Here is an 18,248-nt window from a genome sequence, read left to right as displayed (position 1 = left end):
CTCGCATCGAGATCGCCCTGCCCGGCCCACGGCAGCGCCCGGACGTCCTTCCGCCGACGCCGCCCAGCCCGTCGAACCGGTCGAGCGGCAGACCCGGTCTGCCGGTCCCCATGACCGGTTCCCTTCACGGCCGGCCGTCCGGCTGCGCCCAGCGAAGGTCAGCGGCTCGCCCGCGCGGAGCACGACGGAATTCCGTGCCCGGCGGGCGGCACCCCGGGGCCGGTCAGCTGTCGTAGTCGACGGTCAACGACTCGGAGACCGGGTAGGACTGGCAGGTCAGCACGTAGCCGGCGTCCACCTCGGCGGGCTCCAGGGCGTAGTTGCGGCGCATGTCGGCCTCGCCGGCCGTGATGCGCGCCCGGCAGGTCCCGCACACGCCTCCCTTGCAGGCGAAGGGGAGGTCGGGGCGGAGGCGGGAGGCGGAGTCGAGGAGGGTGCGCTCACGCGGGAGCAGTGCGGTGGTGGAGCGGCCGTCCAGGGTGACGGTGACCTCGCTGACCGGGCCGGTCACCGCCGCCTCCTCGTGCCGGAGGGGTTCGATCGGCTCGTCGGCGAAGAAGAGCTCCTGGTGGATCCGCCCGGCGGGGACGCCCAGCTCCGCGAGCACCTTCTGCGCGTCGAGGACCATGCCGTGCGGGCCGCACAGCCACCAGTGGTCGGCGCCCGCGATGTCGACCAGGCCCGCGACGAGCGCGCCGAGGCGGTCGCCGTCGAGGCGGCCGGAGAGGAGTTCGGCCTCGCGGGGTTCGCGGGAGAGGACGTGGGCGAGGTGGAAGCGGGTGCGGTACTCGTCCTTCAGATCGGCCAGCTCGTCGGCGAACATCACGGTGTCGGTGCGGCGGTTGCCGTAGAACAGGGTCACCTTCGAGCGGTCGTCGGCGGCCAGGACCGACTCGGCGATGGACATCATGGGGGTGATGCCCGAGCCGGCCGCGACGAGCACATGGTGGCCGGGGACACCGAGGTCGGGGGTGAAGGCTCCGGTGGGGGCCATCACCTCGACGGTGTCGCCCGGCCGGACCTCGTGGACCAGCCAGGAGGAGAAGAATCCGCCGGGCACCTCGCGGACGCCGATGCGGGGCGGGGCACCGGCCGGCGAGCAGATCGAGTAGGAGCGCCGCTCGTCGCGTCCGTCGATCTGACGGCGGAGGGTGAGCGACTGACCGGGACCGAAGGCGAACTCCTGCGCCAGGTCCGCGGGGATGTCGAAGGTGACCGCCACGGCGTCCTCGCACAGCGGCCGGACCGCGGCGACCCGCAGGGGATGGAAGGCTGGGCGGCGCCGGCGTGCTGTCGTCGCGGGGGCACCGGCGGCCGGTGCCGTCAGCTCTGCCATCAGATCTCCTTGACGTACTCGAACGGCTCCTGGCAGCTGAGGCACCGCCACAGCGCCTTGCAGGAGGTGGCCGCGAACCGGGAGGTCTCCTCGGTGGCGGCCGATCCGCAGCGGGGACAGGGAACGGTGCGCCGGGTCGGCGACAGCTCCAGCGGAACGGGACCCGCGGCGCGCCGCGGCGCGGGACCGGGTGGCGCGATGCCGTGTTCGGCGAGCTTGCGGCGTCCTTCGGGGGTGATCCAGTCGCTCGTCCACGGCGGGTCGAGGACCGTGCGGATCCGCACGCGGCCGAAGCCGGCGTCCCGCAGCCGGGCGGCGACCCCCGCCCGCATCTCGGCCATGGCGGGGCAGCCCGAGTACGTGGGCGTGAGGTCCGCGACCACGGTCCCGTCCGGGTCGACGGTGACGTCCCGCAGCACACCGAGGTCGGCGAGGGTGAGCATGGGAAGTTCCGGGTCGGGCACCTGTTCGGCGATGTGCCGGGCCCGCCGGACGTCGGTCAGGACGGTCACCATGTCGCCTCCGGGTGGGCGCGGGCCACGCTCTGCAACTCGGCCAGCAGCGGGGCGAGATGGCCGGTGTGCTCGCCGTCCCGGCCCTGACCGGGCAGCGGCGGGACGCTCGGCATGGGAAGTCCGGCCGCTTCGAGGACCTGGTGGAGGTCCGCCAGCACCTTGTCGCGCGCGTCGTGGGCGGCGAACAGCTCCTCCCAGTAGGGGGCCTGCGCCTCCAGGGCCGCCAGCATCCGCGCATGCGACTCCTGCGTGCCGTCGCCCAGGCGTACGACCCACTCGGCGGCGTACTGCCGGTGGTAGGTGAGCTCCTTCACGCCCTTGGCGGCGATCGCCGCGAGCACCGGGTCGGGGGCGGAGGCCAGTTCGGTGAAGTGGGCGAGCCGCCAGCAGGCGAACACCAGCAGCCTGAGGACGGAGAAGGCGAAGTCGCCGTTGGGGAGTTCGACGAGGCGTACGTTGCGGAAGTCGGCGGCGTCCCGGAAGTAGGCGTAGGCGTCCTCCGTGCGGCCGGTGCCGTCGGTCTGGCCGCAGCGCGCGTACAGCAGGCGGGTCTGGCCGAGCAGGTCGAGCCCGATGTTGGCCAGCGCCATCTCCTCCTCCAGTTCCGGAGCGCGGGTGACCCATTCGGCGAGCCGCTGCGCCAGCACCAGGGCGTCGTCGCCGAGCGCCAGGCAGCGGGCGGCCAGTCCGGCGGCGTCGACGGTGTCGGGCACGGCGGTGTCGACGCCGTGCAGCGGGTCCTCGAAGCCGGTGCCGAACGCCCAGCGGGCGTCACCGTCGTCGTGGCCGTCGGCCAGGCTCAGGTAGACGTGGTCTTCGCTCATCGCCGGCTCCTAGATGTGCGGGACATCGTCGGGGATGTCGTAGAAGGTCGGGTGCCGGTAGACCTTGTCGGCGCTGGGGGCGAAGAAGGGGTCCTTCTCGTCCCGGGTGGAGGCGGCGATGTGCTCGGAGCGCACGGCCCAGATGCTGACACCCTCGTTGCGCCGGGTGTACAGGTCGCGGGCGTGGGTGAGGGCCATCTGGTCGTCGGCGGCGTGCAGGGAGCCGACGTGGACGTGGTTGAGGCCGCGCTTGCCCCGGACGAAGATCTCGTACAGGGGCCAGTTCCCGGAGTCGCTCATGCCACTGCCTCCTCGCGGGCTCGGGCGGCCTGCTTGGCGGCGTGGGCGCCGGCGGCCGCACGCACCCAGGCACCTTCCTCGTGCGCGGCGCGCCGGCGCTCGATGCGCTGCGCGTTGCACGGGCCGTTGCCGCTGATGACTTCCTTCAGCTCGGTGAAGTCGGGGGTGCCGAAGTCGTGGTGGCCGCGCTCCTCGTTCCAGCGCAGCTCGGGATCGGGCAGGGTCACGCCGAGCCTGGCCGCCTGCGGCACGGTCATGTCGACGAAGCGCCGGCGCAGTTCGTCGTTGCTGTGCCGCTTGATCTTCCAGGCCATCGACCGGGCGGAGTTGGGCGAGTCGTCGTCGGGCGGGCCGAACATCATCAGGGAGGGCCACCACCAGCGGTTCACCGCGTCCTGGACCATCTCACGCTGGGCGTCGGTGCCGCGCATCATGGTCATCAGCAGTTCGTAGCCCTGCCGCTGGTGGAAGGACTCCTCCTTGCAGATCCGCACCATGGCGCGGGCGTAGGGGCCGTACGAGCTGCGGCACAGCGGCACCTGGTTGCAGATGGCCGCGCCGTCGACGAACCAGCCGATGACGCCGACGTCCGCGTAGCTGAGCGTCGGGTAGTTGAAGATCGACGAGTACTTCTGGCGGCCTTCGATGAGGCGCTCGGTGAGGTCCGCGCGGTCGGCGCCCAGGGTCTCGGCGGCCGAGTACAGGTACAGGCCGTGGCCCGCCTCGTCCTGGACCTTGGCGAACAGGATCGCCTTGCGGCGCAGCGACGGCGCCTTCGTGATCCACTCGCCCTCCGGCTGCATGCCGATGATCTCCGAGTGCGCGTGCTGGGCGATCTGCCGGATCAGCGTGCTGCGGTAGCCCTCCGGCATCCAGTCGCGCGGCTCGATCCGCTGGTCATGCGAGATCGTCGCCTCGAAATGGGACTCCAGATCGGGTCCGGCGTCCCTTCCGGCCGCTTCAGTCATCTCCACCAACTCCCAACCGACCATTCGTTCGGTTCATCATAAGGTGCGCACTCCCCGGTCTGGCAAGGGCTGCGCCGATCAGCGCGGCGAGCGGCGCGGCCGGCGTGCGCCGAAGCGACCTGCCGCGGGCCGCCGCGGTCACCAGGTGTAAAAGCCCTGTCCCGTCTTGTGCCCGAGTTCGCCGCGGGCCACCTTGTCGCGCAGCAGCCGCGGCGGTGCGAAGCGGTCGCCCAGGGTCGCGTGCAGGTGCTCGGCGATGGCGAGCCGTACGTCGAGCCCCACCAGGTCGGTCAGGCGCAGCGGGCCCATGGGGTGCTTGTAGCCGAGCCGCATGGCGTCGTCGATGGCCTCGGGCGCGGCGACGCCCTCCTCGACCATGCGGATCGCCTCCAGTCCCAGCGCCAGCCCGAGCCGGCTGCTGGCGAAGCCGGGCGAGTCCTTGACGACGACGTCCTGCTTGCCGAGCGCCCTGGTCCACTCCAGGGCTGCCTCGACGGTGTGCGGGGCGGTGCCGGGGGCGACGACGATCTCGACGAGCGCGGAGGCGGGCACCGGGTTGAAGAAGTGCATCCCGAGGAATCGGTCCGGGCGCCGAAGGACGGCGGCGAGGTCGGTCACCGACAGGGAGCTGGTGTTGGTGGCCAGGACGGCGGCGCCGCCCACGGCGTCTTCGGCGGCCTTCAGGACACCGGCCTTGAGCGCCGCGTCCTCGGGCACGGCCTCCACGACCAGCTCGGCCTCCGCGGGCAGCGCCGCCATGGCGGGTACGGCGGTCACCCGGCCGGCCACCTGGTCCGCGGCCTCGGCCAGCCGGCCCCGGTCCGCGGCCCGGCGGAGGCTGCCCGTGATCCGCTCCAGCGCCGCGGCGGCGGCCTCCGCCCCGCTCTCCACGACGGTGACGGCCGAGCCCGCGGTGGCGAAGGACTGGGCGATCCCCGCGCCCATGCGGCCGCCGCCGATGACCGCGACGGTCCTGGGTGCCGACGTCATACGGGGCTCCTCTCCTGCTCCGGGTTCTTCGCCGCGTCCCCGGACGCGGTCTTCGATGCGTTCTTCGATGCGTTCTTCGATGCGTTCTTCGATGCGTCCTTGCATGCGTCCTTCGAGTCGGTCTTCGAGGTGTTCGTCGACGTGCTCTCAGACGCGCGCTTCTGCAGGAAACGTGTCATGCGGTCCTTCTTGTCCTGCCCCTCGAAGAGCACGGCCTGTGCCAGGTCGTCGGCGAGGGGGTGGGCGCCGGGCGAGTCGACGACCAGTTTCGTCAGCCGCAGGGCGGTGGCCGAGGAGCGGGTCATCCGGTCGAGCAGCGCGTGGGCCGCCGTCAGCAGTTCCCCGGCGGGCACGACGTCGATGACCAGGCCGGCGGCGAGCGCGGCCGGCGCGTCGAGGGTACGGCCGGCGAGCAGGATCTGCTTGGCGACCGACTCCCCGACCAGCTCGGGCAGCCGCCAGCAGGCGCCGGCCGCCGCGAGGATGCCGAGGCCGGGCTCGGGATTGCCGAAGACGGCACCGGGGCCGGCGATCCGCAGGTCGCAGGCGTACGCCAGCTCGGCCCCGCCGCCCAGGGCCCAGCCCTCGACGGCGGCCAGGGTGGGCATGGGCAGCCGCCGGACGCGGTCGAACAGGCGGCTGTTGATGCCCTTCAGCGCCTCGTCACGGCCGCGTTCCAGCAGTTCGGCGATGTCGGCGCCGCCCGCGAAGACCCCGCCGTGTCCGGTCAGGAGGAGCAGCCTGGGATCCCGCTCCAGCCGCTCGCAGACCTGGTGCAGTTCGCTGATCATCCGGCCGCTGATGGCGTTGCGGGCCTCGGGCCGGTGGAGGGTCACGACGAGCCGGTCGGCGCGCTCCTCGACCAGGAGGGTGTCGTACGACGTGCTCACACCCGCTCCACGAGGAGTGCGACGCCCTGGCCCACGCCGACACAGAGGGTGGCCAGGCCGCGGCGGCCGTTCTCGCGTTCGAGGCGGCCGAGCAGGGTGAGCAGGATGCGGGCGCCGGAGCAGCCGAGCGGATGGCCGAGGGCGATGGCGCCGCCGTCGGCGTTGACCTTGTCCTCGTCCAGCTTGAGGCGGCGGATCACCGCGAGCGCCTGGGCGGCGAACGCCTCGTTGAGCTCCACGGCGTCCAGGTCGGCGGCCTGCCAGCCCGCGCGGGCCAGGGCCTTCTGGGTGGCGGGGACCGGGCCGAGCCCCATGAGGTTGGGCTGCACGCCGGCGGAGGCCGAGGCGACGATCCGGGCCCGCGGGGTGAGGCCGTAGCGCTCGACCGCGTCGGCACTGGCGACCACCAGGGCGGCCGCGCCGTCGGACAGCGGTGAGGAGGAGCCCGCCGTGACGACGCCGTCCGCGCGGAAGACGGTGCGCAGGGAGCCCAGCTTCTCCAGGGTGGTCGAGGGGCGGGGGCCCTCGTCCCGGGTGACCGCGCCGTCGCGCACCGGTACCGGCACGATCTCGCGGTCGAAGCGGCCCGCCTCCTGGGCGGCCACGGCCCGCTGGTGGCTGCGCAGCGCGAAGGCGTCGGAGTCGGCACGGGTGATGCCGTCGAGGGCGGCGACCTCCTCCGCGGTCTCGCCCATGGACAGCGTGACCCTGACCGCCTCGGGTCCGGCGTCCCCGGACACGGCGCGGTCGGCGGCGGTGAAACGCGGGTTGGTGAACCGCCACCCCAGGGCGGTGTCGTGCACCTGTCCCGGCTTGGCCCACGGGGTGCCGGGCTTCTCCATCACCCAGGGCGCCCTGGTCATGGACTCGACTCCCCCGGCGACCACGAGGTCCGCCTCACCGGCGCGGATCGTCTGGGCCGCCGAGGCCACGGCCGTCAGGCCCGAGGCGCAGAGCCGGTTGACGGTGTAGCCGGGCACGGTGTGCGGCAGTCCGGCGAGCAGCACCGCCATCCGGGCCACGTCCCGGTTGTCCTCGCCCGCCTGGTTGGCGGCTCCGAGGACGACCTCGTCCACGGCTTCACGCGGGGCGCCGGAGCGCCGGACGGCCTCGCCCACGACGAGGGCGGCGAGGTCGTCGGGCCGTACGGCGGCCAGGGCGCCGCGGTGGCGGCCCTGCGGGGTACGGGCCCCGTCGATCAGATAGACGTCGGGCATCAGGCGGTCTCCTCGGCTTCGGGGTGGACGGGTCGCCCTCGCCGCGGGGCGGCGGCGCGGTCGCCGGCGAAGGCGGCGTCGGACAGGGGCCGCCGGGCACCTCCGCGGCCCGCTGTGCACCTCTTGACATGCAGGTGTGTTGCTGGATTACTTGACCTCGCCGCACGCTAACCGAATGTTCGGTCGGTTCACAAGGTGGTGGAGATGACCCCCCAGGTACCCGGTACCGCGCCTGGCCCCGTCGAGACGATGTTCGCCGCGGACGAGGCGTCCCGGCGGCTGGGGATCGAGTTGCTGGAGCACGGCGAGGGGACGGCTGTGCTGCGGATGACCGTGACCGCCGCACAGGTCAACGGACACCGCATCGCCCACGGCGGGCACGTGTTCCTGCTCGCCGACACCGCGTTCGCCTGCGCCTGCAACAGCCACGGGCCGGTGACGGTCGCCGCGGGCGCCGACATCGACTTCATCGCGCCCGCGTACGAGGGCGACGTGCTGGTCGCCACCGCTCGGGAGCGGGTCCGGTTCGGCCGCAGCGGTGTCTACGACGTGAGTGTCGTGCGCGGCGACGAGGTGATCGCGGAGTTCCGCGGCCGCAGTCGCACCCTGCGCACACAGAATGAGGAGCCGCGATGAGCAGCGAAGTGACCGCGCCCGACCCCAGGAGCACCCGCCGGGGAGAGCCGCTTCCCGAGACACTGCTGGACGAGGCCGAGCGGATGTCCCGCGAGGAGGTCCGGGCGCTTCAGCTCACCAGGCTGCGCACGACGTTGCGGCACGCGTACGACAACGTGAAGCTGTACCGCGAGAAGTTCGACGCGGCCGGTGTGCGTCCCGAGGACTGCCACACCCTCGCGGACCTCGCCCGGTTCCCCTTCACGACCAAGGCGGACCTGCGGGACACCTACCCCTTCGGCATGTTCGCCGTGCCGATGTCCGAGGTGCGGCGCGTGCACGCCTCCAGCGGCACCACCGGCCGCCCCACCGTCGTCGGCTACACCGAGAACGACCTGTCGATGTGGGCGGACGTCGTCGCCCGTTCCATCCGGGCGGCCGGCGGCCGCCCGGGACACAAGGTCCATATCTCCTACGGCTACGGCCTGTTCACCGGTGGCCTGGGCGCTCACTACGGCGCCGAACGCGCCGGCTGCACCGTGATCCCCGCCTCCGGCGGCATGACCGCCCGTCAGGTGCAGATCATCCAGGACTTCCGGCCCGAGATCATCATGGTCACCCCCTCCTACATGCTCACCCTGCTCGACGAGTTCGAGCGCCAGGGCGTCGACCCGCGCTCCACCTCCCTGAAGGTCGGCATCTTCGGCGCGGAGCCGTGGACGGAGGAGATGCGCCGCGAGATCGAGGAGCGCCTGGACATCCACGCGGTCGACATCTACGGGCTGTCCGAGGTCATCGGCCCCGGGGTGGCGCAGGAGTGCGTGGAGACCAAGGACGGCCTGCACGTCTGGGAGGACCACTTCTACCCTGAGGTCGTGGATCCGCTGACCGACGAGGTACTGGCCGGGGGCGAGAGCGGCGAGCTGGTCTTCACCTCGCTCACGAAGGAGGCGCTGCCCGTCATCCGCTACCGCACCCGGGACCTGACGCGGCTGCTGCCCGGTACGGCGCGTCCCGGCTTCCGCCGGATCGAGAAGATCACCGGCCGGTGCGACGACATGATCATCCTTCGCGGGGTCAATGTCTTCCCCAGCCAGGTGGAGGAGATCGTGCTGCGGACGCCCGGGGTGGCCCCGCACTTCCAGATCCAGATCAGCCGGCGCGGACGGATGGACCACATGACGGTCCGGGTGGAGGCACGCCACGACGCCGCGTCGGCCGACCGTGCGGCAGCCGCCAAGGCCATCACCCAGGGCATCAAGGACGGCGTCGGCGTCACCGTGGAGGTCGCCGTCGTCGACCCGGAGACACTGGAGCGCTCGCTCGGCAAACTCCGCCGCGTCAAGGACCTGCGGCAGGCCTGACTCCGTGGCGGACACCGGGCCGGGGTGCCTACTGTCGTCGTCATGCCCGAGCTCCAGTTGCTCAGCCTCGACCACTCCCCGGCACTGCTCGTCTTCGAGGAGGAGAACCGCGCCTATTTCGCGGCCTCCATCCCCGATCGCGGCGACGACTACTTCGCCCGGTTCGACGAACGGCTCCGGGCGCTGCTGGCCGAGCAGGAAGCCGGGATCTGCTATTTCCATGTGCTGGTCGACCCCGCGGGCGCGGTGCTGGGGCGGGTCAATCTGGTGGACGTCGCGGACGGCGCCGCCGACCTGGGGTACCGGATCGCGGAGCGGGCCGCCGGGCAGGGGCTGGCCACCTCGGCCGTGCGGGAGGTGTGCCGGCGTGCCGTCGACTCCTACGGACTGACCGCCCTGCGGGCCGCCGCCACCCTCGACAACGCCGCCTCCCGGGCCGTCCTGGCCCGGACCGGGTTCACCGTGACCGGTGAGACGCGGCTCTCGGGCCGACCGGGGCTGACGTATCTGCGCCGGCTCCGGCCCTGACCGAGGGTGCGGGCGGCTTGGTCGGGGCTTCGCGAGGGGCCGGGTGAGCGGTCGGCGACGGGCGGCGCGACGCCCTTCGGCCCGCACGGTCCTGCAGAGCCGATCCGACGCCGGCGCCGCCGGCCGCGGGTGGGCTCCGTGGCGGCGTCGCGGGCGGCGGGCAACGCCGGGATCCGGCCCGGCCCGAGAGCCCTGGGCGGGCACGGCTCGATGCGAGGCAACGGCACCGGGCGGGACGGCCGCGGCGCCGGTGGGCGCCGCGGCCGCCGTCGGGCCGGTCAGCCGGCCACCGGCCTGCCGCGGCCCCAGGCCCAGGCGAGGCGGTCGGCGCCGGACTGGTTGGTGGTGGCCAGCCAGGGGCGCGACGCGTCGCCGATCAGCTTCTGGATGGAGTAAGTGTCGTCGGTGCGCAGGCCCGGCCAGTACACCGAACCCATGCCGAGCTTGCGGAACATGTCGGTGTCGGCCTGGATGAAGTTGACGGAGTTGTCGTCGGGAGCGGGCTTGTCGTAGTCGAGGCCCGTGGTCATCGGAGCGCCGAACTCGTCGGCGACCGTACGGCCGGCGCAGTCCCCGAGCCGCTCCTTGAGGTCGGCCACCCACTGGTCGTAGCTGGCGTAGCTCTTCCAGAAGCCGTAGTGGTGCAGGGAGAGGTAGGTGCCCTTCAGGCGCGGGTCGGCGCAGACGGTGGTGACGTGGTCGTTGTAGCCGGCACCGCTGACGAAGACGCGGTCGTGCGGGACGGACGGGTAGGCCGCCAGCCACTTCGCCGCCAGGTCGGCCCATTCGGCGTCGGTGTAGCCGTGCGGTTCGTTCATCGGCTCGAAGTAGACGTGGGGGTCGTGCCGGTAGGCCTTCACCACGGTGTCCCACATGGGCCAGTAGGTGGCCTCGTCGTCGATGAAGCCGTCCTTGTTGGCGCCGGTGCCCTCCCAGTAGGAGACGATCACCTTGAAGCCCTGCGCCGAGGCCGCGTCGATGACCCCGCGGTACGACTTCCAGTACGAGCCGCCCACCGTGTACGGGTTGATGGGCAGCCGTACGGTGTTGGCCCCGAGGTTGGCGCGGAAGGCCGCGATCACGCGGGTGGCCTTGGCGTAGGTCCGGGCGTAGCTGTCGGAGAGCGACAGGCCGGAGAGGACCACGGGGTCGTCGGCGTAGTTGTCGCGCGGGTCGGCCCAGTTGACGCCCTTGAACTGGCTGGTGCCGTGGTCCGGCGCGGCGGCGGAGGCGGCCGCGGGGCCGCCGGTGAGGGTGGTGGCGCCGACCGCGGCGATCGCGACCGCCGCGAGGACGGCGCGGGTGCGGGGGGTGATACGGGTTCTGGCGGGGGTCTTGCGCATCGACGTGCCCTTTCGGAAGACGGCGGCTCGGCGCGGGGATCGGATCCCAGGGAACGTGTTCACGTAAACATCAGGCAGACGTGTTTACGTGAACATCCTCCGCGCGACGTGGTGGACGGGATCTCCGTCCGGGCTGGTCACCTGACGATGTTTACGTAAACTCGAAAGCGTCGGAATCGTGGCACCCGCTCCTGCGGCCGTCAAGATTCCCGGTCCCGACTTCCCGTGCATGAAGGAGACTTGAGGGGTGGGGCGATGGTCCTGAACGAGCCGGAGCAGCCGGCCGCACCGGCCGCGGGCGGTGCGGGGCGGGGCGGTTTGGGGGTGCCGGGCGGGCGCCGCAAGCAGCGGGTCTCCATGGCGGACGTCGCCGAACTCGCCGGTGTCTCCTCGCAGACGGTCTCGCGGGTCTCCAACGGGCATGCCGGGGTGGTCGCTTCCACCCGGGAACAGGTGCTGGCCGCGATGCGCGAGCTCGGCTACCGGCCCAACAGCGCGGCCCGCGCACTGCGTTACGGCCGGTTCAACACCATCGGGGTGATCCTGTTCAGCCTGTCGTCCACGGGCAGCAGCCGCACCGTGGAGGCGATCGCCACGCATGCCGCCGCCGAGGGTTACGCGATCACCCTCATCCCCATCGACGTGGCCACGCAGGACAACGTGCTGGGCGCCTTCACGCGGATGGGCGAACTGGCGGTGGACGCCGTCATCGTCATCATGGAGATCCATCTGCTCGACACCGCCACCGTGCAACTGCCCCCCGGTGCCCACGTGGTGGTCGTGGACTCGGACGCCGGGGACCGCTACGGCGTGGTCGACACCGACCAGGCCGACGGCACGCGCAGGGCTGTACGGCATCTGCTGGAGCTGGGCCATCGGACGGTGTGGCATGTGGCGGGTCCGGAGTCCTCGTACGCGGCCCAGCGCCGCGCCCAGGCCTGGCGGGCGGTGCTGGAGGAGGCGGGATGTCCGGCTCCCGCCCCCTTCCGCGGCGACTGGTCGGCCGAGTCCGGTTACGCGGCCGGTCTCGCGCTCGCCGAAGAGCCGGACTGTACGGCCGTGTTCGCGTCCAACGACCAGATGGCCCTGGGGCTGCTGCGCGCCCTCCACGAGCGGGGTCGGTCCGTCCCGGCCGACGTCAGCGTGGTCGGCTTCGACGACACGCCCGACGCCGCCTTCTTCATCCCGCCCCTGACCACCGTCCACCAGGACTTCGCCGAGGTCGGCCGCCGCTGTGTGGAGGGCGTCCTGCACCAGCTCCGCACCGGCGACGACTCCCGCCCCGGCACCGACCTCGTCCCGGCCCGCCTGGTGATCAGGGAGAGCACCGCCCCGCCGCGCACGACGTGACGGCGGTCAGGGCGTCGCGCAGGGCCGAGCCGGACGGCGGAGGGTCGTCCCAGCGGGCGGCGATGTGGCCGTCGGGGCGGACGAGAAGGGCGCCGCCGTGCGGGCTCAGGCCGTACCGGCCGGCGTGTTCGCCGGGCAGCGGTTCGACGCGCAGCGGCCAGGGCCCGGCGGCGCGGCGCGGCCAGCGGCCCGGGTCCGGGGTGAGCACGGTGAACCACTCGCCGAGCGTGTCGAGTGTGGAGCGGCCGGGGCTGAGCCAGTGATGGGGCATGCGGTGACCCGGCCGCGCGGTGGGCACGTACTCGGTGCCGAAGGCCTCGGGCCGGTCGTCGTCGCGGAGGACGGCGGCGGAGTCGTAGGCCGTGCCGAGCACCAGGCCGAGCTGTGCGAAGTACCGTTGCGACCAGGGCGGTTCGACCGGTGCCGCAGCGCCGCCGCGGAGTTGTTCCCGGCGCAGGTTCTGCGCCTGGAGCAGGAGCCGGGTGTTGGCGACCGCCTGGCGGAGGGTCTCGCGGGCGACCGGCTGCCGCTCGGTCCCGTACGTCTCCAACAGGTCAGTCCCGGCCCAGCCTTGGAGCACGCCGGCCAGTTTCCAGGACAGGTTGTGCGCGTCCGCGACGCCGGCGTTCATGCCCAGGCCGCCGATCGGCGGGACCGCGTGCGCGGCGTCCCCGGCCAGCAGGATCCGGCCCCGCCGGAAGCTCTCGGCGACGTACGCGGTCATCGACCAGTGCTGGACCCGCACCACGTCGGCCCGGACCCCGGCCGCGGAGCCGAGCGCGTGCGCGACGTGGCCGGGCCAGCCGGCCCGCCCGGTGCCCTCGGGTCTGGGGCCGAACCAGGCCCAGCCGCCCTCCGGATAGAGCGGCGCGAAAGTGCCGAAGGCCGTGAAGTAGACCCCGGCGGGCTGGTGCGCGCACCAGCGGGCCAGGTCGGCGTCGAAGACGACGGTGGTGTAGTCGCCGAGCGTTCCCGGGCCGGCGGTGCCGATGCCCAGCAGCTTCCGGACCGTGGAGTTCGCGCCGTCGGCGGCGATCACGTACCGGGCCCTGACCCGGGTCTCCGCGCCGCGCCCGGCGTCGACGAGTACGGCGAGGACACCGTCCGCGTCCGCTTCCAGGGCGACGAGTCCGGTCCCGAACCGCACCTCTCCCCCGGGGGCGGCGAGCAGGGTGGGCTCCAGCCGGTCCTGCGAGGTGACCACGCCGACGACCGGGCTCTCGGGGACCGGGGCACGCACCCCGACCATGACGGCGCCGGCGAAGTCGGGGTCGTACAGCGTGTCACGGAAGCGCACCCGGCCGTACTCGGGTGCGAAGGCGTCCGCCGTGATCTTCTCGGCGATCCCGAGCTGCCGGAAGATCTCCATGGACCGCACGTTGACCAGGCGGGAGCGGGGAAACGGGGAGAGCTCCCGGCGCTTGTCGACCAGCAGGGCCGGCACCCCCCAGCGGCCCAGCAGCGCCCGCGCGGTGAGTCCGACCGGCCCGCCGCCGACGATCAGCACCGGCACCTCGGCATCCGCTCCAGACATGGCTCCATGATCGTGCCCGGGCGTCCGGCCGGCGTCCCGGCCCGCGGGCGTCCACCCGAACGGGTCCCGCCCTCGGCGGCGGGGCCGCGGATGACGGGGACGGTACGGGGTACCCGGGCCGGGATCGTGGTGAAGGGCACCGCGCGCGCGTGGGAGTTCACCCGTGTCCCTGACGCATCCTGCCGAGCGCTCCCGTGACGGGCGCGGCTGGTTCGAGCGGCTGGCCGAGGCGGCCTCGAACGTGACCAGTTCGATTGCGTTCATGTGCTTCTGCGTGACCCTGGTCGCCGCCTTCGTCGCCGTGCACCTCGTGGGCCTCGGACTGACCTGGCAGCTGCTCGTCGGCGACCTCATGACCTCCGTGAACCTGCTGCTGCTCGCCCTGCTGAAGAACTCGGAGCGCCGGGCGGAGCACGCCGTCCACCGCAAGCTCGACAGCATCGCCGCGGCGCTGCTCGACCAGCACGACGGCAGGCACTCGGAGGAGGCGGCCGAGGAACTGCGCAAGGCGATCCGGATGGAGGAGGAGCTCTGATCCCGGCGAGGCCGGCGGGCGGGCCGCCGTGCCCGGCTCGGGTCCTCGTACCCTGGTCGATGTGCCTGCCGTCCACCTGCATCGTGTCGCCGTCCTCGTGCTGGAGGGAGCCAAGCCCCTCGACGTCGGTATCCCGGCGCAGGTGTTCACGACCCGGGCGAGCATGCCGTACGAGGTACGGGTGTGCGGCGCGGCGCCCGGTCTGGTCACCGGCGGGGACGGGCTGTCGTACCACGTGGCCGACGGCCTGGACGCGCTGGAGTGGGCGGAGATCGTGTTCGTGCCCGGCTACCGGTTCCCGGACCGGGACGACCCGCCGCAGGCGGTCGTCGACGCGCTGCTCGGCGCGCACCGGCGCGGCGCGCGGCTGGCCGCCATCTCGACGGGGGCCTTCGCGCTCGCCGCGACGGGCCTGCTCGACGGCCGGCGGGCCACCACGCACTGGCACTACACGCGGGCCCTCGCCGAGAAGCATCCGCTGGTCAAGGTCGACGAGAACGTGCTGTTCGTCGACGAGGGCAGCGTGCTGACGTCGGCCGGCGCGGCCTCGGGGATCGACCTGTGCCTGCACATCCTGCGCGGCGACCTCGGCGTGGCCGCCTCCAACCACGCGGCCCGGCGGCTGGTGGCGGCCCCCTACCGCAGCGGCGGCCAGGCACAGTACGTGCCGCGCAGCGTGCCCGAGCCGCTGGGTGAGCGGTTCGCCGCGACCCGGGAGTGGGCGCTGCACCGGCTCGGCGAGCCGCTCACCCTCGACACGCTCGCCCGGCACGCGGGGGTGTCGGCGCGTACGTTCTCGCGGCGGTTCGCGGAGGACACCGGGTACACGCCGATGCAGTGGGTGATGCGGGCCCGCGTCGACCTGGCCCGGGAGCTCCTCGAACGGTCGGAGCGGAGCGTCGAGCAGATCGCCGACGACGTCGGTCTCGGCACCGGGGCCAACCTGCGGCTGCACTTCCAGCGGATTCTCGGCACGACGCCGAGCGACTACCGGCGCACCTTCACCAAGGGCGAGTAGGACTGCACGGCCGCATGGCGGGATCCTTTTGAACCATGGCGATCTCGCCTCTGTCCCGGCTGGGCGCGGGGCGCGAAGGTGGTGGCGTAGCGAAGGGACACCACTTATGACTCGTATCGCCGTCAACGGATTCGGCCGCATCGGACGCAATGTGCTGCGGGCCCTGCTGGAGCGGGACAGCAGCCTGGAGATCGTGGCCGTCAACGACCTCACGGAGCCGGCCGCCCTTGCGCGGCTGCTCGCCTTCGACTCGACGGCCGGCCGTCTCGGGCGCCCGGTGAGCGTCGACGGGGACGTCCTCGTCGTCGACGGCCGCCGTATCAAGGTCCTCGCGGAGCGCGAGCCGGCGCAGCTGCCGTGGGCCGACCTCGGCGTGGACATCGTGCTGGAGTCGACCGGCCGCTTCACCTCGGCGAAGGCCGCCCGCGCCCACCTCGACGCGGGCGCGCGGAAGGTGCTGGTCAGCGCGCCGTCGGACGGGGCCGACGTGACGCTGGCGTACGGGGTGAACACCGACGCGTACGACGCGGAGCTGCACACGATCGTCTCCAACGCCTCGTGCACGACCAACGCGCTCGCCCCGCTGGCCGCGGTGCTGGACGACCTCGCCGGGATCGAGCACGGCTTCATGACGACCGTGCACGCGTACACGCAGGAGCAGAACCTCCAGGACGGCCCGCACCGCGACCCCCGGCGCGCCCGTGCAGCCGGTGTCAACATCGTGCCGACCACGACCGGCGCCGCCAAGGCGATCGGCCTGGTGCTGCCGAACCTCGAGGGCAAGCTGTCGGGCGACTCGATCCGGGTACCGGTGCCGGTGGGCTCGATCGTCGAGCTCAACACGACCGTGTCGCGGGACGTGACGCGCGACGAGGTGCTGGCCGCGTACCGCGCGGCGGCCGAGGGGCCGCTCGCGGGTGTCCTGGAATACTCGGACGACCCGCTGGTGTCGTCGGACATCACCGGCAACCCGGCCTCGTCCATCTTCGACTCGGCCCTCACCCGCGTCGACGGCCGCCACATCAAGGTGGTCGCCTGGTACGACAACGAGTGGGGCTTCTCGAACCGGGTGATCGACACCCTCGAACTGCTGGCGCGCTGACGGGCGTCGCCGCGGACTGACGGACCGAGCGGTCGGCCGCCGTACGGTGGCCGACCGCTTCGCGCCGTGGCTCAGCCGGTGGCTCCGGCGGGATGCGCCGCCGCCTCCGGTGCCGTCCGCGGGGCACGCGCCGGGCGGATTCCGATGAGCACCACCGCGATCGCCGCGGCCACCAGCGTCCCGACACCGCCGACGAGGGCACAGGTGTGCAGGGCGTCGGTGAAGCTCGCGCCGTAGGCGGCCTGGGACTGCCCGGTGCTCGCCGGGGTCGGCTCCGGCGCCTGACCGGCCGGTCACCCCCGCCGCCGGTGCCGCCGCCGAGGAGAAGGCGGCGGAGGGCGCGAGCCGTGAGCCCGTCCGGCGGGAGGTGCGGGCATGCCGGGTGGTGCGGGCCGGCATGCCCGCGGTCGTCAGGAGGGGAGGGTCCAGTTCTGGTTGGCGGCTCCCGTGCAGGACCAGATCTGCAGCCGGGTGCCGTTGGCCCAGCTGGGGCCGGTGGCGTCGAGGCACTTGCCCGACTGCGGATTGACCAGGGAGCCGTTCGAGCCCGCCTGCCAGACCTGTGAACCGGTGCCGTTGCAGTCGTACAGCTGCACCTTGGTGCCGTCGGTGGTGCCGGCCCCGGTCACGTCCATGCACTTGCCGAGGGCGCTGAGGGTTCCGGAACCGCCGACCGTCCAGTTCTGGGCGCCGGTGCCGTTGCAGTCGTAGAGCTGTACGGCGGTGCCGTTGTCGGCGGTGGCGCCCGCGACGTCCACGCACTTGCCGCCGTACCCGTGGATCGGGCCGGTGGCGCTCGTCGGCGGGGTCACCGGACCGGACTGCCCGGCCGCCCACTTGATCTCCTGGAGCAGGAGCTGGTTCTGCTGGGCGCTCGCGAACGTGGAGGAGAGGGTGGTGTCGGTCGAGTAGTCCATCGCGTTGTGGCCGAAGTTGTTGTAGACCATCTTGTAGTTGCGGTTGGACCAGACGATCGGGTAGTAGCCGCTGTACCAGGTCTGGTTGGGGTCGGTGCCGACCGGGAAGGTGGACGGGGCCATCGAGGCGAGGATGTCGATGGCCGGGTTCTGCCGCAGGTCGTTCTGCCAGCTGTACCACTCGCTCACCGAGGACGTGATGGTGGCCGGCAGGTTCGCGGTCGCCGGGTGGCTCGGGTCGTCGATCTGCAGGGTTTCCGCGGTCGGTCCCCAGGAGTTGCTCTTGAAGGTGCCGGTCCCGAGGAACGTGTTGTGGTACCAGGGCCAGTCGCTGGTGTCGTCGTTGTACGCCGAGACGTGGAAGCCGATGAAGCCGCCGCCGTTCGCCATGTAGGTCTGGAAGGCGGCCTGCTGGGAGGCGGTGTGGGGGTAGTCGTCGAGGAACATGACGACCTGGTAGCCGGCCAGGGTCGAGGCGTTGAGCCGGCTCCAGTCCGTGGTCGCGGTGTAGGTGAACCCGTTCGCCGCGCCGGCCTGCGGGAACCAGGAGTTGGCCTCGTGGTCGAAGCTGATGTGTGCCGCGTCGTACGTGCCGTCGTAGAAGGCGATCACGTTCACGGAGGTGGCGGCGCGGGCGTCGTGGGCGGGGCCGGCCTGGATGCCGAGCACGATCGCCACCAGGGCGAAGAGTCTCAACAGGGTGCGGGGCCAGGAGAGGTGCGGGTGGGGGGTCATGGGGGTGCCTTCCTCATACGTGGCCGTCGGATACATATGCGGTTGAGCCGCATTGAAGGCCCCGCCGCGCGTACATGTCAATGGTGCAGACCAAGTGCGGGGCGGCGAGTGGTCGCCGTGTGCCGGGCCGGTGTCCGAGCCGGCCGCCGTCGGCCAGGACGGCCAGG

General features: G+C 72.6%; 18 protein-coding genes. 7 read left to right on the top strand and 11 right to left on the bottom strand.

Going from position 1 to position 18,248, the window contains the following annotated elements; translation table 11 throughout:
• Positions 1–223 precede the first annotated feature (223 nt).
• From paaE to LQ326_RS09445, 8 genes are all read right to left on the bottom strand, one after another.
• A complete protein-coding gene (gene paaE / locus LQ326_RS09480) occupies positions 224–1,336 on the bottom strand; it encodes a 1,2-phenylacetyl-CoA epoxidase subunit PaaE (protein WP_234534592.1) in 1,113 nt (370 codons plus the stop codon).
• Positions 1,336–1,851, bottom strand: a complete 516-nt coding sequence (gene paaD, locus LQ326_RS09475) for a 1,2-phenylacetyl-CoA epoxidase subunit PaaD (RefSeq protein ID WP_234534590.1) — start codon at positions 1,849–1,851, stop codon at positions 1,336–1,338. The genes paaE and paaD overlap by 1 nt, the downstream gene beginning before the upstream one ends.
• On the bottom strand, positions 1,845–2,675 hold the full coding sequence (gene paaC / locus LQ326_RS09470; RefSeq protein WP_234534588.1) for a 1,2-phenylacetyl-CoA epoxidase subunit PaaC: 831 nt from the start codon (positions 2,673–2,675) through the stop codon (positions 1,845–1,847). Before paaC ends, paaD begins: the two co-directional genes overlap by 7 nt.
• Before the next feature lie 9 nt (positions 2,676–2,684).
• Positions 2,685–2,975 (bottom strand): 1,2-phenylacetyl-CoA epoxidase subunit PaaB, encoded by a 291-nt coding sequence (gene paaB, locus LQ326_RS09465; protein ID WP_234534585.1) that lies wholly within the window; start codon positions 2,973–2,975, stop codon positions 2,685–2,687.
• Positions 2,972–3,943: a 1,2-phenylacetyl-CoA epoxidase subunit PaaA gene (paaA, locus tag LQ326_RS09460; protein ID WP_234534583.1), complete on the bottom strand. Its 972-nt coding sequence runs from the start codon at positions 3,941–3,943 to the stop codon at positions 2,972–2,974. The genes paaB and paaA overlap by 4 nt, the downstream gene beginning before the upstream one ends.
• Before the next feature lie 138 nt (positions 3,944–4,081).
• Entirely contained in the window at positions 4,082–4,933 is an 852-nt protein-coding gene (locus tag LQ326_RS09455) for a 3-hydroxyacyl-CoA dehydrogenase family protein (protein WP_234534580.1), read from the bottom strand.
• Entirely contained in the window at positions 4,930–5,823 is an 894-nt protein-coding gene (locus LQ326_RS09450) for an enoyl-CoA hydratase/isomerase family protein (RefSeq protein ID WP_234534578.1), read from the bottom strand. The genes LQ326_RS09455 and LQ326_RS09450 overlap by 4 nt, the downstream gene beginning before the upstream one ends.
• Positions 5,820–7,040 (bottom strand): thiolase family protein, encoded by a 1,221-nt coding sequence (locus LQ326_RS09445; RefSeq protein WP_234534576.1) that lies wholly within the window; start codon positions 7,038–7,040, stop codon positions 5,820–5,822. Before LQ326_RS09445 ends, LQ326_RS09450 begins: the two co-directional genes overlap by 4 nt.
• A gap of 204 nt (positions 7,041–7,244) precedes the next feature.
• On the opposite strand from LQ326_RS09445, the gene paaI reads away from it, so the two are divergent.
• The 3 genes from paaI to LQ326_RS09430 are packed head-to-tail and all read left to right on the top strand — an operon-like array spanning position 7,245 to position 9,547.
• Positions 7,245–7,676 (top strand): hydroxyphenylacetyl-CoA thioesterase PaaI, encoded by a 432-nt coding sequence (gene paaI, locus LQ326_RS09440; RefSeq protein WP_234534574.1) that lies wholly within the window; start codon positions 7,245–7,247, stop codon positions 7,674–7,676.
• A complete protein-coding gene (gene paaK / locus LQ326_RS09435) occupies positions 7,673–9,019 on the top strand; it encodes a phenylacetate--CoA ligase PaaK (protein WP_234534572.1) in 1,347 nt (448 codons plus the stop codon). The genes paaI and paaK overlap by 4 nt, the downstream gene beginning before the upstream one ends.
• A 42-nt stretch (positions 9,020–9,061) precedes the next feature.
• Positions 9,062–9,547 carry a GNAT family N-acetyltransferase gene (locus LQ326_RS09430; protein ID WP_234534570.1) on the top strand — a complete coding sequence of 162 codons (486 nt, stop codon included), beginning with the start codon at positions 9,062–9,064 and terminating at the stop codon, positions 9,545–9,547.
• 278 nt (positions 9,548–9,825) lie between these two features.
• Here LQ326_RS09430 and LQ326_RS09425 read toward each other — a convergent pair whose 3' ends face one another.
• Complete coding sequence (locus LQ326_RS09425; RefSeq protein ID WP_234534568.1) at positions 9,826–10,890, bottom strand: glycoside hydrolase family 5 protein; 1,065 nt, start codon at positions 10,888–10,890, stop codon at positions 9,826–9,828.
• Between the two features lie 255 nt (positions 10,891–11,145).
• Between LQ326_RS09425 and LQ326_RS09420 the strand changes: the two genes are divergently transcribed.
• Complete coding sequence (locus LQ326_RS09420) at positions 11,146–12,240, top strand: LacI family DNA-binding transcriptional regulator (RefSeq protein ID WP_372496789.1); 1,095 nt, start codon at positions 11,146–11,148, stop codon at positions 12,238–12,240.
• On the opposite strand, the gene LQ326_RS09415 is transcribed toward LQ326_RS09420, so the two are convergent.
• A complete protein-coding gene (locus LQ326_RS09415; RefSeq protein WP_234534566.1) occupies positions 12,206–13,774 on the bottom strand; it encodes an FAD-dependent monooxygenase in 1,569 nt (522 codons plus the stop codon). The two genes, LQ326_RS09420 and LQ326_RS09415, sit on opposite strands and share 35 nt — an antisense overlap.
• Positions 13,775–13,937: 163 nt before the next feature.
• Between LQ326_RS09415 and LQ326_RS09410 the strand changes: the two genes are divergently transcribed.
• The 3 genes from LQ326_RS09410 (at position 13,938) to gap (ending at position 16,429) form a co-directional block, all read left to right on the top strand.
• The gene (locus tag LQ326_RS09410) at positions 13,938–14,309 is read left to right on the top strand and encodes a low affinity iron permease family protein (protein WP_234534564.1); all 372 of its coding nucleotides are present in this window, start codon (positions 13,938–13,940) and stop codon (positions 14,307–14,309) included.
• 61 nt (positions 14,310–14,370) lie between these two features.
• A complete protein-coding gene (locus LQ326_RS09405; protein WP_234534562.1) occupies positions 14,371–15,327 on the top strand; it encodes a GlxA family transcriptional regulator in 957 nt (318 codons plus the stop codon).
• A gap of 106 nt (positions 15,328–15,433) precedes the next feature.
• Complete coding sequence (gap, locus tag LQ326_RS09400) at positions 15,434–16,429, top strand: type I glyceraldehyde-3-phosphate dehydrogenase (RefSeq protein WP_234534560.1); 996 nt, start codon at positions 15,434–15,436, stop codon at positions 16,427–16,429.
• Positions 16,430–16,839: 410 nt separating this feature from the next.
• Here gap and LQ326_RS09395 read toward each other — a convergent pair whose 3' ends face one another.
• Positions 16,840–18,081, bottom strand: a complete 1,242-nt coding sequence (locus LQ326_RS09395; RefSeq protein WP_234534558.1) for a ThuA domain-containing protein — start codon at positions 18,079–18,081, stop codon at positions 16,840–16,842.
• Positions 18,082–18,248 lie beyond the last annotated feature (167 nt).

This window comes from Streptomyces shenzhenensis, from assembly GCF_021462265.1.
Taxonomy (GTDB): domain Bacteria; phylum Actinomycetota; class Actinomycetes; order Streptomycetales; family Streptomycetaceae; genus Streptomyces; species Streptomyces shenzhenensis.
Note: the sequence above shows the minus strand (reverse complement) of the source record. Positions and strands in the feature narration are given on the sequence as shown.

Excerpts from the sequence above, each read along its gene's own strand:
- paaB (WP_234534585.1), bottom strand. The coding sequence starts at position 2,975 with ATGAGCGACTCCGGGAACTGGCCCCTGTACGAGATCTTCGTCCGGGGC.
- LQ326_RS09425 (WP_234534568.1), bottom strand. The coding sequence starts at position 10,890 with ATGCGCAAGACCCCCGCCAGAACCCGTATCACCCCCCGCACCCGCGCC.
- LQ326_RS09395 (WP_234534558.1), bottom strand. The coding sequence starts at position 18,081 with ATGACCCCCCACCCGCACCTCTCCTGGCCCCGCACCCTGTTGAGACTC.
- LQ326_RS09420 (WP_372496789.1), top strand. The coding sequence starts at position 11,146 with ATGGTCCTGAACGAGCCGGAGCAGCCGGCCGCACCGGCCGCGGGCGGT.
- paaA (WP_234534583.1), bottom strand. The coding sequence starts at position 3,943 with ATGACTGAAGCGGCCGGAAGGGACGCCGGACCCGATCTGGAGTCCCAT.
- LQ326_RS09415 (WP_234534566.1), bottom strand. The coding sequence starts at position 13,774 with ATGTCTGGAGCGGATGCCGAGGTGCCGGTGCTGATCGTCGGCGGCGGG.
- gap (WP_234534560.1), top strand. The coding sequence starts at position 15,434 with ATGACTCGTATCGCCGTCAACGGATTCGGCCGCATCGGACGCAATGTG.
- paaD (WP_234534590.1), bottom strand. The coding sequence starts at position 1,851 with ATGGTGACCGTCCTGACCGACGTCCGGCGGGCCCGGCACATCGCCGAA.
- LQ326_RS09430 (WP_234534570.1), top strand. The coding sequence starts at position 9,062 with ATGCCCGAGCTCCAGTTGCTCAGCCTCGACCACTCCCCGGCACTGCTC.
- paaI (WP_234534574.1), top strand. The coding sequence starts at position 7,245 with ATGACCCCCCAGGTACCCGGTACCGCGCCTGGCCCCGTCGAGACGATG.
- LQ326_RS09455 (WP_234534580.1), bottom strand. The coding sequence starts at position 4,933 with ATGACGTCGGCACCCAGGACCGTCGCGGTCATCGGCGGCGGCCGCATG.
- paaE (WP_234534592.1), bottom strand. The coding sequence starts at position 1,336 with ATGGCAGAGCTGACGGCACCGGCCGCCGGTGCCCCCGCGACGACAGCA.
- paaC (WP_234534588.1), bottom strand. The coding sequence starts at position 2,675 with ATGAGCGAAGACCACGTCTACCTGAGCCTGGCCGACGGCCACGACGAC.
- paaK (WP_234534572.1), top strand. The coding sequence starts at position 7,673 with ATGAGCAGCGAAGTGACCGCGCCCGACCCCAGGAGCACCCGCCGGGGA.
- LQ326_RS09445 (WP_234534576.1), bottom strand. The coding sequence starts at position 7,040 with ATGCCCGACGTCTATCTGATCGACGGGGCCCGTACCCCGCAGGGCCGC.